Source organism: Psychrobacter sp. PP-21 (genome assembly GCF_033790785.1).
Lineage (GTDB): Bacteria > Pseudomonadota > Gammaproteobacteria > Pseudomonadales > Moraxellaceae > Psychrobacter.
Map to the genome: position 1 here is coordinate 103,954 of NZ_JAMYEB010000003.1, position 13,813 is coordinate 117,766.

General features: G+C 43.9%; 14 protein-coding genes. 10 read left to right on the forward strand and 4 right to left on the reverse strand.

Annotation, left to right across the window (positions count from 1 at the left end):
• Positions 1–41 precede the first annotated feature (41 nt).
• Both secG and tpiA read right to left on the reverse strand, forming a co-directional pair.
• On the reverse strand, positions 42–350 hold the full coding sequence (secG, locus tag NJD71_RS04505; protein ID WP_319050749.1) for a preprotein translocase subunit SecG: 309 nt from the start codon (positions 348–350) through the stop codon (positions 42–44).
• A 225-nt stretch (positions 351–575) separates the two neighbouring features.
• Positions 576–1,394, reverse strand: coding sequence for a triose-phosphate isomerase (gene tpiA / locus NJD71_RS04510; RefSeq protein WP_319050750.1), 819 nt, complete (start codon positions 1,392–1,394; stop codon positions 576–578).
• Between the two features lie 409 nt (positions 1,395–1,803).
• On the opposite strand from tpiA, the gene pilB reads away from it, so the two are divergent.
• From pilB to coaE, 4 genes are all read left to right on the forward strand, one after another.
• Complete coding sequence (gene pilB / locus NJD71_RS04515) at positions 1,804–3,513, forward strand: type IV-A pilus assembly ATPase PilB (RefSeq protein WP_319050751.1); 1,710 nt, start codon at positions 1,804–1,806, stop codon at positions 3,511–3,513.
• Positions 3,514–3,685: 172 nt separating this feature from the next.
• A complete protein-coding gene (locus NJD71_RS04520) occupies positions 3,686–4,909 on the forward strand; it encodes a type II secretion system F family protein (protein WP_319050752.1) in 1,224 nt (407 codons plus the stop codon).
• A gap of 7 nt (positions 4,910–4,916) precedes the next feature.
• Complete coding sequence (locus tag NJD71_RS04525) at positions 4,917–5,819, forward strand: prepilin peptidase (protein ID WP_319050753.1); 903 nt, start codon at positions 4,917–4,919, stop codon at positions 5,817–5,819.
• A gap of 115 nt (positions 5,820–5,934) precedes the next feature.
• A complete protein-coding gene (gene coaE, locus NJD71_RS04530; protein WP_319050754.1) occupies positions 5,935–6,621 on the forward strand; it encodes a dephospho-CoA kinase in 687 nt (228 codons plus the stop codon).
• Here coaE and rlmB read toward each other — a convergent pair.
• Together rlmB and ppnP are read right to left on the reverse strand one after the other, a co-directional pair.
• The gene (gene rlmB / locus NJD71_RS04535) at positions 6,584–7,354 is read right to left on the reverse strand and encodes a 23S rRNA (guanosine(2251)-2'-O)-methyltransferase RlmB (protein ID WP_319050755.1); all 771 of its coding nucleotides are present in this window, start codon (positions 7,352–7,354) and stop codon (positions 6,584–6,586) included. The two genes, coaE and rlmB, sit on opposite strands and share 38 nt — an antisense overlap.
• A 247-nt stretch (positions 7,355–7,601) precedes the next feature.
• A complete protein-coding gene (gene ppnP, locus NJD71_RS04540; RefSeq protein ID WP_319050756.1) occupies positions 7,602–7,937 on the reverse strand; it encodes a pyrimidine/purine nucleoside phosphorylase in 336 nt (111 codons plus the stop codon).
• Positions 7,938–8,664: 727 nt separating this feature from the next.
• Here ppnP and recN point away from each other — a divergent pair.
• The 6 genes from recN to xerD all read left to right on the forward strand — a co-directional run bounded on the left by recN (position 8,665) and on the right by xerD (position 13,776).
• The gene (gene recN / locus NJD71_RS04545; RefSeq protein ID WP_319050757.1) at positions 8,665–10,344 is read left to right on the forward strand and encodes a DNA repair protein RecN; all 1,680 of its coding nucleotides are present in this window, start codon (positions 8,665–8,667) and stop codon (positions 10,342–10,344) included.
• Positions 10,345–10,533: 189 nt separating this feature from the next.
• Positions 10,534–11,097 (forward strand): YqgE/AlgH family protein, encoded by a 564-nt coding sequence (locus NJD71_RS04550; RefSeq protein ID WP_319050758.1) that lies wholly within the window; start codon positions 10,534–10,536, stop codon positions 11,095–11,097.
• A gap of 64 nt (positions 11,098–11,161) precedes the next feature.
• Positions 11,162–11,788, forward strand: coding sequence for a Holliday junction resolvase RuvX (gene ruvX / locus NJD71_RS04555; RefSeq protein WP_319050759.1), 627 nt, complete (start codon positions 11,162–11,164; stop codon positions 11,786–11,788).
• 84 nt (positions 11,789–11,872) lie between these two features.
• Positions 11,873–12,391 (forward strand): hypothetical protein, encoded by a 519-nt coding sequence (locus NJD71_RS04560; RefSeq protein ID WP_319050760.1) that lies wholly within the window; start codon positions 11,873–11,875, stop codon positions 12,389–12,391.
• A 54-nt stretch (positions 12,392–12,445) separates the two neighbouring features.
• On the forward strand, positions 12,446–12,772 hold the full coding sequence (tusA, locus tag NJD71_RS04565) for a sulfurtransferase TusA (RefSeq protein ID WP_319050761.1): 327 nt from the start codon (positions 12,446–12,448) through the stop codon (positions 12,770–12,772).
• A 65-nt stretch (positions 12,773–12,837) separates the two neighbouring features.
• Positions 12,838–13,776, forward strand: coding sequence for a site-specific tyrosine recombinase XerD (gene xerD / locus NJD71_RS04570; protein WP_319050762.1), 939 nt, complete (start codon positions 12,838–12,840; stop codon positions 13,774–13,776).
• Positions 13,777–13,813 lie beyond the last annotated feature (37 nt).

Consider the following 13,813-nt stretch of genomic DNA (forward strand, 5'->3'; position numbering starts at 1 on the left):
TAACGTGCCAAAATAGCAAGCGTTGCCTGCTCAAAAGACACTTATTCAGGGTTTTCTGTTAACGGACGCGGTGTTTGCGGTACTGACACTGGCGCGTCCAAACGGAACTGATCTTCAGCCTGCTTACGAGCATGAACCGCAAGCGTCATACTCGTAATAAAAAATACCACGGTTAGTGCCGCTGTCGCGCGCGTCAAGAAATTGGCCGTACCTGCTGCGCCAAATACCGTACCTGACGAGCCAGCACCAAAAGAAGCCCCAGCATCTGCCCCTTTACCATGCTGTATCAAAATCAAGCCGATCATGGCAATGGCCACAATAATATGCAGGGCTAATATAAACGTAAACATGGTGGCCTCTTTTGCCGCGTAATGACGACTGATAACGAAAAATAAAACTTAGGGTTAATGGGAGTAGCATCTAATGTCCAACGATGCTAGGTCGATTCTATAAATAAGGCGCATTGTACACGATTGCAAGGGCACTGTTAAACCTACTTTTACCCACTGATAAAGCCACAGTACGTAATAGTCTCTGTAGGCTATGATCTTGATATATGGGAATTATTTATCTAATTAAGCATTAGCTTGATCAAAAGCATTCGCAATTGCTAAAAAGCTCTCTGCCTTTAGTGAAGCACCACCAACCAAAGCACCATCAATCATAGGATCTGCAGCAAAGCTTCCAGCATTACTGGCATTGACACTACCACCATAGAGCACCGTGATATTGTCTACATTGCTAGCAAAGCCTGCAATAGCTTGCTTGATATACTGATGCGTCTTACTGACTTCCTCTACCGTCGGCACTTTACCCGTACCGATAGCCCATACAGGTTCATAAGCGATAATCAGTTTCTCAGAGAGCAGCGAGATAAGATGTGGCTGCTGGACAAGTAAGTCTTTTATTACCGAGAGCTGTGCATCAATAATATCCAGTGTTTGATGCTCATTATACTGCGTTTGTGTTTCCCCAATACAGAACACCACACCTAAGTTCTCCGAAAATGCATGAGATAACTTGTTCAACAGGCAATCGTGAGATTCTTTATGGTATTGGCGACGCTCCGAATGACCAAGTATTGTCCAAGTAGCACCCGCATCGGCGACTTGCTGTGCTGAACAGTCACCAGTATACGCGCCAACATTCGCGCTATAGGTGCTAATATCTTGAGCGGCACTGAGTATTGTGCTGCTTGCTAAGCGTTCGCTGACCGCGGATAAATGAATACAGCTTGGTGCTACCATTAACTTACATTGGCTATTAGAAGTTGTCGTTCCGGTTTGTTTTTGGGTGCCCATTTTAGACAGCAACTCATCTAACAACACACTAACATCGTTGCTAGTTGCTGGATTTTGCTTCCAATTACCGATCACCCAAGCTTGCATACTCATTTACCTTGTCTCATGTATTGATGCCAATTCGGCTAATATGCGCGCCAGTATAACAAATAATTCGCAAGTGCTATAGTAGGGTTCTATCAAGAAGCGCTGAGCGTTTTGATCACTGCATGCAAGCGTCAAGGTTGTCAGCCATACTTTTATACTATGACGATTTGATTGTTAATATAAAGCCTTCAAACTAAAGTAAAGTCGTATATTATTAAGCATAACCATATTAAATGCCGTTATTGGCTTCTCTTTACGTAAATATGCCAAGAATGACAGATTAAGCAAGATCATAAAGTGTTAAAGAGATTTACTGAGAAAACAATGTATCAATCACCGCAAATATTTTAAATTGTAAATAATTAGTACGTACCGAAGACGTATGCAAAATATTTGGTATTAAGGAGAGGTCATAATGTCTATTGCAACCAGTAAGTATGGTGGTCTAGCCCAACAACTCATCAGTGATGGTGTTGTTAGTGAAGCAAACATGAAAACAGCGCAAATGGAATCGCAACAACAGCAAATAGGTTTGGTACCTTACCTTGTAGACAATAAACTGGCTGATGCTTATCACCTCGCCCAAATGCTATCGCAAGCTTTTGGTGACCCATTATTTGATCTAGATGCACTAAGCACTGATGTTATTCCAAAAGACCTGGTAGATGAAAAGATCGTTCGTAAGTTTAATGCTTTGCCACTATTCAAGCGGGGTCAACGCCTGTTTGTGGCACTCAGTGACCCAACCCGTGTTGATGCCATTGATGCCATTGCTTTTAACTCTCGCTTGTCGATCGAGACCATCGTTGTTGAAGAAAACAAACTCAAGAAACGAATTGAGGATGTTTACGCTGATACGATGCAAAGCTTTGATAGTTTTTCCGATAGTGACTTAAATATTGGTTTCGATGAAGGTCAGGAAGAAGAAAATGAGACGAAACTTAATGAAGGTATCGATGAAGCACCGGTCGTAAAGTTCGTCAATAAAATGCTGGTTGATGCTATACGTATGGGAGCTTCTGATTTACATTTTGAACCCTATGAGAAATCTTTTCGAGTACGTTTTCGCGTCGACGGAGTCATGCAAAAAATGGCCAATCCACCTGTGCAACTTGCCAATAAAATTGCAGCCCGTTTGAAAGTTATGTCACAGATGGATATCTCTGAACGCAGAGTACCGCAAGATGGACGCATTAAACTCAAACTCTCTAAAAATAAAGCCATTGATTTTCGGGTAAACTCACTACCAACATTGTTCGGTGAAAAACTTGTTTTGCGTATTTTGGACCCTTCATCAGCAATGCTCGGTATTGATGCATTGGGCTATGAACCAGATCAGCAGGAAATGTTTTTAGAGGCATTACACAAACCACAAGGCATGCTCCTCATCACTGGTCCTACTGGTTCTGGTAAGACGGTATCACTTTACACTGGTATCAACATCTTGAATACGGGCGCCACCAATATCTCAACGGCCGAAGACCCTGTCGAGATTAACCTTGAGGGGATCAACCAAGTTAACGTCAACCCTAAAGTCGGTCTAACCTTCGCCAATGCGCTCAAGTCTTTCTTACGTCAAGATCCTGATATTGTCATGGTTGGTGAGATTCGTGACTTAGAAACCGCCGAGATTGCTATAAAAGCAGCTCAGACTGGACATATGGTACTTTCAACTTTGCATACTAACTCTGCACCCGAAACATTAACCCGGTTACGCAATATGGGAGTGGCTTCTTTTAACATTGCGACTTCGGTCAACCTAGTCATTGCACAGCGCTTGGCACGGCGACTATGTAAAAACTGTAAAAAACCGATCAGTATTCCACGGCAAAGCCTGCTAGAAATTGGTTTTACTGATGCCGACTTAGACAATCAAGATAATGTTATTTATGAGCCAGTAGGCTGCAATGAATGCCGTGAAGGTTACAAAGGTCGTGTCGGTATTTACGAAGTGATGAAGGTAAGCCCTGATATCTCACGTATTATTATGGAAGACGGCAATGCCATAGATATCAAAGATGCTGCTCTCAAAAATGGTTTCCGCGATCTACGCCGTTCGGGTATTTTAAAAGTCCTACAAGGTGTCACTAGTATACAAGAAATGATGCGGGTTACTTCTGAATAGACACTTAAGTGTTGATATCGGTCTCTCATAAGTTTATAGCTAGTAATTAAAAATAAAACAGATAAACACTGGTTTTTTACGCTAAAATAAAGTATGCCTAGCCAATATTACGCGTTCGGCATCCTCCTATACATTTGTAATATCTATACTGGATCATTTTGAGGGTAGTAACATGGCAAAAGCTAAGACAGATATGTTGTTGGACTTTACCTATGATGGTACGAACAGACGCGGGCAGAAAGTAAAGGGCGAAACGACCAGTCGCAGCTTAGAATTAGCCAAAGCGACCCTACGCAAACAGGGTATCACGGTTAAAGGTATCAAGAAAAAACCAAAACCCTTGTATACCTTCAAAAAACCGATTAAAGCCATTGATATTGCTATCTTTGCTCGTCAGCTAGCAACGATGATGAAAGCAGGCGTTCCACTCACCCAGTCTTTCGAGATTGTCGCTGACTCACTTGATAACCCCAGTATGAAGGATTTAGTCCTACAGATTAAAGCGGATATCGAAGCGGGTGGTACCTTTGCTTCTGCTCTACGCAAACATCCTCGCTACTTTGATGACTTGTTCTGCTCGCTTGTTGAATCTGGTGAACAATCAGGTGCACTTGAAACGATGCTCGAACGCGTAGCTACCTATAAAGAAAAAAGTGAGCTATTAAAAGCAAAAATCAAAAAAGCAATGAAATACCCTATTGCCGTTATTGTAGTTGCCATTATCGTTACTATGATTCTCCTAATAAAGGTAGTCCCTGTATTCTCTGATCTGTTTGGCTCCTTCGGTGCAGAACTACCTGCGTTTACGCAAATGGTTGTTGGCATGTCTGAGTGGATGCAAGCATGGTGGTTTATTTTGATTATTATTATCGGTGGCGCCATTATAGGTTTTTCAGAAGCTAAAAAACGCTCTAAAAAATTCCGTGATTTTTTAGACCGCGCTGTCTTAAAAGCACCAATTTTTGGCAATATCGCCTATCAGGCAATTATCGCTCGCTTTTCTCGCACACTATCTACAACATTTGCTGCCGGTGTACCACTTATCGATGCTTTAGACTCTACTGCTGGCGCGACCAACAACGTTGTATTTTACAATGCTACGCAGCAGATTAAAAATGATGTGTCTACTGGTCAGCAATTGCAATTCTCTATCCGATCTACCAACTTGTTTCCAAGTCTGGTCATTCAGATGGTTGGTATCGGTGAAGAATCCGGTAGCTTGGAAGAGATGCTGGATAAAGTCGCCGTCTATTACGAAAATGAAGTAGACAATGCTGTTGATGGTTTAACCAGTTTGATGGAACCTTTAATTATGGCAGTACTGGGGGTCTTGGTCGGTGGTCTAGTCATTGCGATGTATCTGCCAATCTTCCAAATGGGCTCTGTAGTAGGATAATAGATCGATGCAATTTATACAGTTACTACAAGAACATACTGCCTTAGCTTTAATTATATTTAGTCTATTGGGTCTTTGTATCGGTAGTTTTTTGAATGTGGTTATTCATCGTACTCCCCTCATGATGCTGCATGGATGGCGACAAGAATGCAGTCAGTTCATGACTGAACAAGTAGACATGCCGCGCGAGCACACGCTACCGATAGCAAACATTGTAGCGAAAGACCAGCCAATCACTTTGAGTCGGCCAGCGTCTCGCTGTCCTCATTGTGCCCACAAAATCAGATGGTATGAGAATATACCTTTAATCAGTTGGTTAATGCTGCGCGGACGCTGCTCCAATTGTAAAGCATCAATCGGTATACGTTATCCTTTAGTCGAGCTGGTAACTGCCCTACTATCAGTGTTAGTGATCTATAAATTCGGTGTAAATGCTACAGGGCTGTCCGCTCTGGTTTTGGTATGGACATTAGTGGCTTTAACAGGGATTGATTTTGATACGCAGCTACTACCTGACCGTTTGACGTTTCCATTGGCAGGTTTGGGGCTCGCGGTGAACTCACAAAGTTGGTTTGTGTCGCCAATACAGTCGATTTGGGGGTTACTGCTAGGGTTTTTGTCGCTATGGATCGTCGTGAAGGTGTTTTACTTGATCACAAAAAAACATGGAATGGGACAAGGCGATTTTAAACTATTAGCAGTATTGGGCGCTTGGCTTGGGCCTATGATGTTACCTTTAATAATTCTATTATCGTCCCTACTTGGGTCAATTGTCGGGTTAATCTTGATGAAAAAGCAAGGTGAGAGCAAGCCTTTTGCCTTTGGTCCTTACATTGCTATCGCAGGCATCGTGGCGTTGTTGTATGGTTCAGATATCGTCAGTTGGTATCTTGGCATGTATACTTACTAAATGATTCTCATAACTTTTCAGCAGACATGTATAAACGAATAAACAAGATTTTTTGAAATCTAATGGTTGGTTTATCGCTGCATTCCTTACTATATATACTAGACAAGCTGCTACTATGTTAAAAAACACGCCTCACCCTTATTCGCATCAATCACAAAGTCCCCAAACGAGTAATAAAACACTTGTAGTCGGTTTGACAGGTGGTATTGGTAGTGGTAAATCCGCTGCTAGCGCTTGGTTTGCTGAACAAGGTATCGATATCATTGATGCAGATGTGATTGCACATGAAACTGTTGCCAAAGGCAGCGACACGTTACGCAAAATCCAGAAAAAATTCGGTGATTGGGTGTTGAACGGTGATGGGTCAATGGATAGAGCTGCTGTGCGCACTCATGTGTTTACAAACCCCGAAGCACTGATTGAGCTTGAAGCTATCACTCACCCAGCGATACGTGAAACGGCAAAAGCACAGCTAGAGGCTAGTACCTCCCCCTATGTGATATTGTCCGCACCGCTACTGATTGAGGCTGCGGAAGCAGGACTTGCTAATTTATGTCAACGTATTCTAGTCATGGACGCCGCTGAGGACACGCAGCTTGCACGTGCCAGTCAGCGTGATGATCAAAGTATACAAAAAATCAAAGCCATTATGACCAATCAGCTCAGTCGTGAAGAGCGTAATCGTCATGCGGACAACGTCATACTCAATGAAAGTGATCTGGCATCCTTATACCTACAGCTAGAACCCTTACATCAAGAGTATCTTATGCTTGCCCAGCAGCTAAAGTTCGCTGTCGATTAACTTCGTACAATGCCATACCAGTTGCAACGCTCACATTTAGACTCTGTAAATTGCCATGCTCGTTTCCTGACATTGGGATATATACAAGCTCATCACAGCTTTCCATTGTTAGGCGACGCATTCCCTCTCCTTCTGAACCCATAATAATAGCAGTTTTCCCAGTCAGATCAGCAGCATGTATTGGTTTGGCATCGGCATTGAGCGCCGTACCAAATACAAATACACCAGCACTTTTAATTTGTGACAACGTGCGTGCCAAATTTGTGACACTGATAATCGGCATCATTTCTGCTGCACCAACCGATACTTTGGCTACTGTGGGCGTTAGGCTTGCTGCGTGATGTTTGGGACAAACAACCGCATCTACACCCATGGCAACTGCCGTACGCAAGCATGCACCAAAGTTATGCGCGTCTGTGATTTGGTCCAGTACCAATAACAAGCACTGCTCACGACCAATAATGGTATCGAGTAAGCCCTCATCGGCGAAACCTAGTGGACGAGCATTGAGGACCACGCCCTGATGCTGCGGACTACCGCATAACTGCGTTAGCTTGTCTTTTTGGGTTGGCTGAATACTAATACCATTAGCCTCAGCTTGGGCTATGATGGCTTGTACATGACTGTCAGTCTCGCGCCCTTGCTGCACAAATAAGCTAAGACCATCAAGAGGACGATGTTCAAGTAGCGCATCAATCGCATGGATGCCATAAAAATAAATGGGTTTTGCCATAGTAGGCCTATTAAATATTAGGTGGGTATCGCGATAAGCGATGGAGTAAAAAGGATGTCGTTAGCACTGATAATAGATGTAGCTATGACTATTCATTGCCAATTGAACAAGACTTAAAAACAGAAATAAACAATACCAACCTGATATTGTTTATTTTTTGGTTGTTGACATTATTAGCCAATCATTAATGATATTAGCGTAACGGTATTTTTATCGTACTGCTAACACTATCAGCCTTCTAATATGATCAGCCCTCTAGGTGGCAGACATACTGAACGATCTCTTCGGTACGAAGATTGAAACCACTATTGCCTTCGACGACAAATGATTGACCTGCACGGTAGTAGCTAAACTCCTCGTCGCCGTTGATTTTCACTTCACATTCGCCGCTGGTGATTTCGATACGCTCAGAGGTATTGGTACTAAAGTGATAGTGCTCTACCAGATTATCACAGGGTAGGATAACACCCAATGTCTTATGGCGACCATCTTCAAACATAATGGTATGGCTCGAGCATCGACCGTCATAAGATATTGTCGCTTGTGCATTGACTGTTACGTTAGTAAATTGCGCCGCTGTCATCGTGGCTTCCTTATCAAATAATTATGGTAAAACTAAAAAATAAGTAACGGGTTACAGTCGTCCCAGCATAGCGTCATGACCAGACACTTCTGCTATGCGTACTGTATCCTTTTATACTAGATGTCTGCGCACTACAAGTAATCGCAGCTTCTATGAAAACGCTTTGGAACAACAACTGATCGGGACATTGTGCTTCCCACTATACGCCTATAATTTTACAAACTCATGACTTGTTGTCATGTATTACATTTTATCATTGTGTGAGATTATGCTACCACATTATATCCATAAAGTTTGTTAAAGCGACTAGGAAAATACTGCTTAGTACTGAATAACCATCGACTTAATTAGTGTTTTTTCGTATGACTATTTAATCAGTATAAGGGATAGGCTGTCATGAGCACTGCCCGAGTTATTTTATATATTGGCTGTTTATATACCTACTTGGTTTTGAGACATCAAACTATCCTAATAGTTGATATTGTAGACATTATAGTAATGACTTGCGGTCTATTTTCGATAGTTATATGATACTCTTCCTAGAAGAAAGTCTATTATACATCGTCTTAAAGTTTGTATTTAAACCTATTTAGCACCATACTATTTGCCTACAATATCTATCTACTTAATACGGTTAAATAGATAAAATCATCTCATTATTTATCCCGTTTCATAGATAACTCCTTGAGTTTTATATGAAGTCCATTGTCTGTCACGAGAGGCGTTGATGCTAGTATCATTAACTTTACATCAGTTTGCATTGATCGCTAAGCATGAGCTGAGTGTAGCTGAAGGCTTTAATGTCATCACTGGTGAGACAGGGGCTGGCAAGTCGTTATTATTAGATGCGCTGTCTTTATGTGTCGGCGCGCGCGCAGACAGTGCGATGGTCAGGCATGGCGCAGCACATGCAGATGTCTATGCTCAGTTTGATATCGCAAATGACCCTGTTATCGCTGAGTGGTTTATCAAAAATGATCGAGCGTTAGAAGAGCCTGAAGTGCTTATTCGTCGCCAGCTCAGTGATACAGGACGCTCAAAAGCATGGTTAAATGGGTCACCTGTCAGCTTGGCTGAGCTAAAAAGCTTAGGCACGTTACTGGTTAATATACACAGTCAACATGCTCAGCAGGCCTTGCTGAAACCACAGTTTGTGGTGCAATGGTTAGATGAGATGGCACAAATCACGCCGCTAGCTGAACAAACTGCCAGTAGCTATCAGGAGTATCAGCAGCTAAAGCGCCGCGCTGATGACATCGCTAGCCGTGAAGCACAGCGTCAAGACCGTATTCAATTGCTACAAAGCCAACTGGCGGATATCGCACCTTTATTGGCTGTCGATTATGCAGACGTCGAATCTGAGCATGAAGAGTTATCCAATATCGAAGCCCTCATGCAGGAGGCCAGTCATGGCTTGCATCTGCTCGATAACGATACTGACGAACCAGACGTTATGACGTTGCTTGGACAAGCTATTAAACTCTGTGATCATCAAGTAAGTGTCAGCCAAACGTTTGAGCAAGCCTCTGAACAGCTGCATTTGGCACAGCAACAAATCACTGAAGCCACGACCCTACTGTCGGACTATGCCGAGCAGCAACTGCCTGACCCTGAGCGTTTGCAATCATTAGACAATCTCATCAGTTTGGGTCATCGCCTATCTCGTAAGCACAACTTGCCAGCAGGTGATTTGATCGACGAAGCAAAAGGATGGCAAGAGCAATTAGAGCAATTAGAAAATGAGCCGAGCAGTGATGTAATGGCTGCTCAAATCGAGCAAGCTTGGCAGGACTATCTGGCATTGGCAGCTCAGCTAAATAAAGCGCGTACAAAAGTGGCGCCCTCAATCAGTAAACAGCTTATTGAGCAGTTACAGCCGCTTGCACTACCTAATGCTCGCTGCGAGTTCATATTTACCGAAAAGGCAGAGCCAGGTCACTATAACGCGCAGGGGTGCTTCGATGTCGACTTACTGTTCAGTGCCAATGTCGGTATGCCGATGCAGCCACTACACAAAATCGCCTCAGGTGGTGAGCTATCGCGCATGGCGCTGGTCATGCAAGTACTACAAGCGACCAATGCTGATAATAATGCTGCCAAGCCCATGCTCGTATTTGATGAAGTCGATGTCGGTATCAGTGGCGGTACGGCACAAGTCGTTGGTGAGCTGCTACGCACACTAGGGCAAACGCAGCAATTGCTTGCCATTACTCACCAAGCCCAAGTCGCAGCGCAGGCGCATCAGCATATATTGGTACAAAAGCATCATCAAGAGCAAACTGAAAGCGAGCTACTCATATTGACTAACAGTGCACAAGTAGATGAGCTTGCCCGTATGTCTGGCGGGGTGACCATTACAGAGGTCACTCGTGATCATGCTCGCAGCTTATTGTCTGATGTCAAATAACCTACTATCAGATAGCACGCCTACTATCGCTAAATTATCTGTTGTTTGTCAGCAAAACAGTGTTTACTAGATAACAGTGTTTACTAGACAATTATAACCGTCAGTAGCATGTGGCGTGAATCTTGCTTTTCTATCCGTTATCACCATATAGTGGTCTCTCACCCTTTTTATTTGGTTGCGTTTGTTTCTATGTCTAAAACCAATTTGACCCATCACTTCTTGATTGCTGCACCAGAGCTGTCAGACCCCAGGTTTGAGCAGGCGCTTATCTATATCTGCCGTCATGACAAGCATGGTGCGCTAGGTCTGATGGTTAATCGTCCACTTGAGCAATCTCGAGTCGGTAAGCTATTAGAAGATTTAGATATCGAAGTGACCAATCCACAAGTGATGGAAGATGTGGCACTAGAAGGTGGTCCCATGTATCCTGAGGTTGGTTTTGTGCTGCATACTGGTCAACCAGAGTGGGCGTCTTCTTTTGCGATTTCGGAGAACGTCTGTATCACAACCAGCCAGGATATCCTAAAGCGTATCGCTGCAGGACAAGGTGTCGGTCATTATCAACTGTGTCTGGGTCATGCCAGCTGGGGCAAAAAGCAGTTAGACCAAGAACTGGGTAATGGTGACTGGCTGGTGTGCCCCGCCGACCTTAATTTGTTGTTTGATACGCCATTTGAAGAACGTTGGCAAATCGCTGCGGACAAAATCGGTGTCAACTTTGATTATCTCAGTAGTGATATTGGTCACGCTTGATATCATATGTTTTATGAATTACGCCTTATAAATACAGATACAGAACCACAGGATAGCCGTGACTATGGTAGATAGCCCTTTTACAGCCACTAGCAAAGACGCTATAAACAGTGCCATTGATAGCCTCAATGCTGCTGGTGTCAGTCATAGTGACCCTAGTACCAGTGACCTGAATACCAGTAACATTACCATTGAGACTGGCATTGCCGAGAGTGCTGAACCAACGGTAAAGCCGCATCTTATTTTGGCACTAGATTATGGTGTCAAAAAAATGGGTATGGCGCTTGGTAATACCATGACTCAGACCGCCCGTGCATTTGACATCTTGGCGATGAATAATGGTCAGCCTGACTGGGACAATCTAATCGGTATTATTAAGGTCTGGGGCGTGGCACAAGTCATCGTCGGTCTACCACTTAATATGGATGGCAGTAGCTCCATGCTCTCAAAACGAGCACATAAATTTGCGCGTCGTTTGGCACATAGGATCATGGAGCAACATCTGCCCGTAACCGTGTCACTATGTGATGAGCGCCTGACCTCAATCGAAGCAAGAGAAATCGCATGGGATAATGGTTGGATAAAAAATGAGCGCGACCCGATTGATGACATCTCTGCCTGTATCCTGATGTCGACCTATTTTTCGGACCCAGCTAGCAGTATTGCTATTGACGCGATCAAAGCCGACTAGTCAAAAAAGTACCTGAAATACATAGTTGCCTTATGACGCGACTTCGCTATATCGTCTCTTTCCACAGATAAATGACTGATTACTATGACCACCGCTTCAGACCAAGATTTGCATACTAAGTCGCAACATGGTTTTGCACCGCTTGCTATTGCCCGTATTAGAGGTGCGCAGCGTGCAAACCAAGTAGCGATTTATCTTATTTATGCGGCTATTCTCGCATTTGTGGTCTTTGGCACCATCGCTAGCATCAAGATGTTCCATGACAACCAGCTTCTTTATCGATTGTTTTATAACCTACCCTATGCTCTAGTTGCTCTCACCATTCCTATTACTATTTATGATGCGCTGGTGGTATATCGCTACCGTTTGAACCAGCCTTCGATGATTGCGATGAGTATCGGTGTCTCGACTATCATACTGATTGGTGGGTTAATATTTGCAGATACTGTCTGGTTGGGATTGTCCTGTTGGCTGGGTGTGGCTTTTTTATTTAAAGTAAGTTTTAAGCGCTTTTTTAACTTTTTAGAAGTGGCTGACTTGCCTGATAATGACGAAACGCAAGAAATAGATATGGTAGACGATTCAGACAGCACGCATCAATAAATCACGCAAACCAACTGTTATTAAACCCACCTATTTAGCTTTACGGTAATGACTATGACCACTTCTATACCAGATACCCCGATCAACCATCATCTAGACACGCAGGGGCTGATCTGCCCTGAGCCTGTGATGATGCTACACCGAGTCATCCGCAGAGCAGATAGTGGGGATATGATCGAAATACTGGCAACCGACCCTGCTACCACTCGCGATATACCAAATTTCTGTCGTCATTTGGGTCATGAACTGATGACTCAAGAAACGCTGGCAGAAAACATCAGCCTAGACACTGACCCTGACGAAATCACCATCGATAGTGACGATACTACACCTGCAAGCGTGACGCTGTATCGTTATGTGGTTAAGAAAAAAGAGGCGTAATAGGTCTGGTTTTTTCCTAATAATTACCTGTCACTGCTAACCTACCCCTTATCTGAGATTGTCTTATGAGCCGTGATCGCGCCGTACAGCAAAGGCAACCAAAAGCACTGGCAGTCGATGATGAGCCAGCTTATATGACCGAGTTCCGTCAAGCCATGCTGGCACGTGGCCTGGCAACGCGTACTCGTAATGCGTATGTGCGCGATTTACGTGCTTGTGAATTAACCAATCCTATTGCCCTGACTCGCTGGCAGCCTGATGATGTGCTGCACTGTCTGTCACTACTCACTCAAGATGGCAAAACCCCGCGTACCCAAGCGCGTATGCTCTCAAGCCTACGTCAATTCTATCTGTGGATGATCGCGAGCAACCTACGTGAAGACAATCCTTGTGAACGTATCAAAAGTCCAAAGCTTGGTCGCCCACTGCCAAAAGACTTGAGCGAGGCTGATATTGATAACCTCTTAGCCGCGCCTGATACCAGCACTGCTCTCGGACTGCGCGACAAAGCCATGCTAGAAGTACTCTACGCCTGCGGTCTGCGCGTCAGTGAGCTGATAAACCTAGCACTAGAACAAGTGAACCTAAATGCTGGCTGGCTACAAATCACAGGTAAAGGAAATAAAACGAGGCTGGTGCCACTTGGTGAATATGCCAGTGACGCGTTAGAAGACTATCTGTCTCATGGGCGCGGGGATTTGATTGCGCATTTGAAATCTGGCAATTGCCAAGCAGTGTTTTTGACTGCACAAGGTGGTTATATGACGCGTCAGAACTTTTGGTATTTGCTTAAAAAATATGCCAAAGTTGCCAGTATCGATAAAGAACTATCACCGCATACCCTGCGTCACGCCTTTGCCACGCATCTACTTAATCATGGTGCCGACCTGCGTAGCGTGCAGTTATTGCTTGGGCATAGTGATTTATCCACCACGCAAATCTATACCCATGTGGCGACCGCAAGATTGCAGCAGTTACATGCTACTCATCATCCGCGTGGGTAACTTTTGGGTAGCGTGGTGAGCAGAATTGTCATTCAAC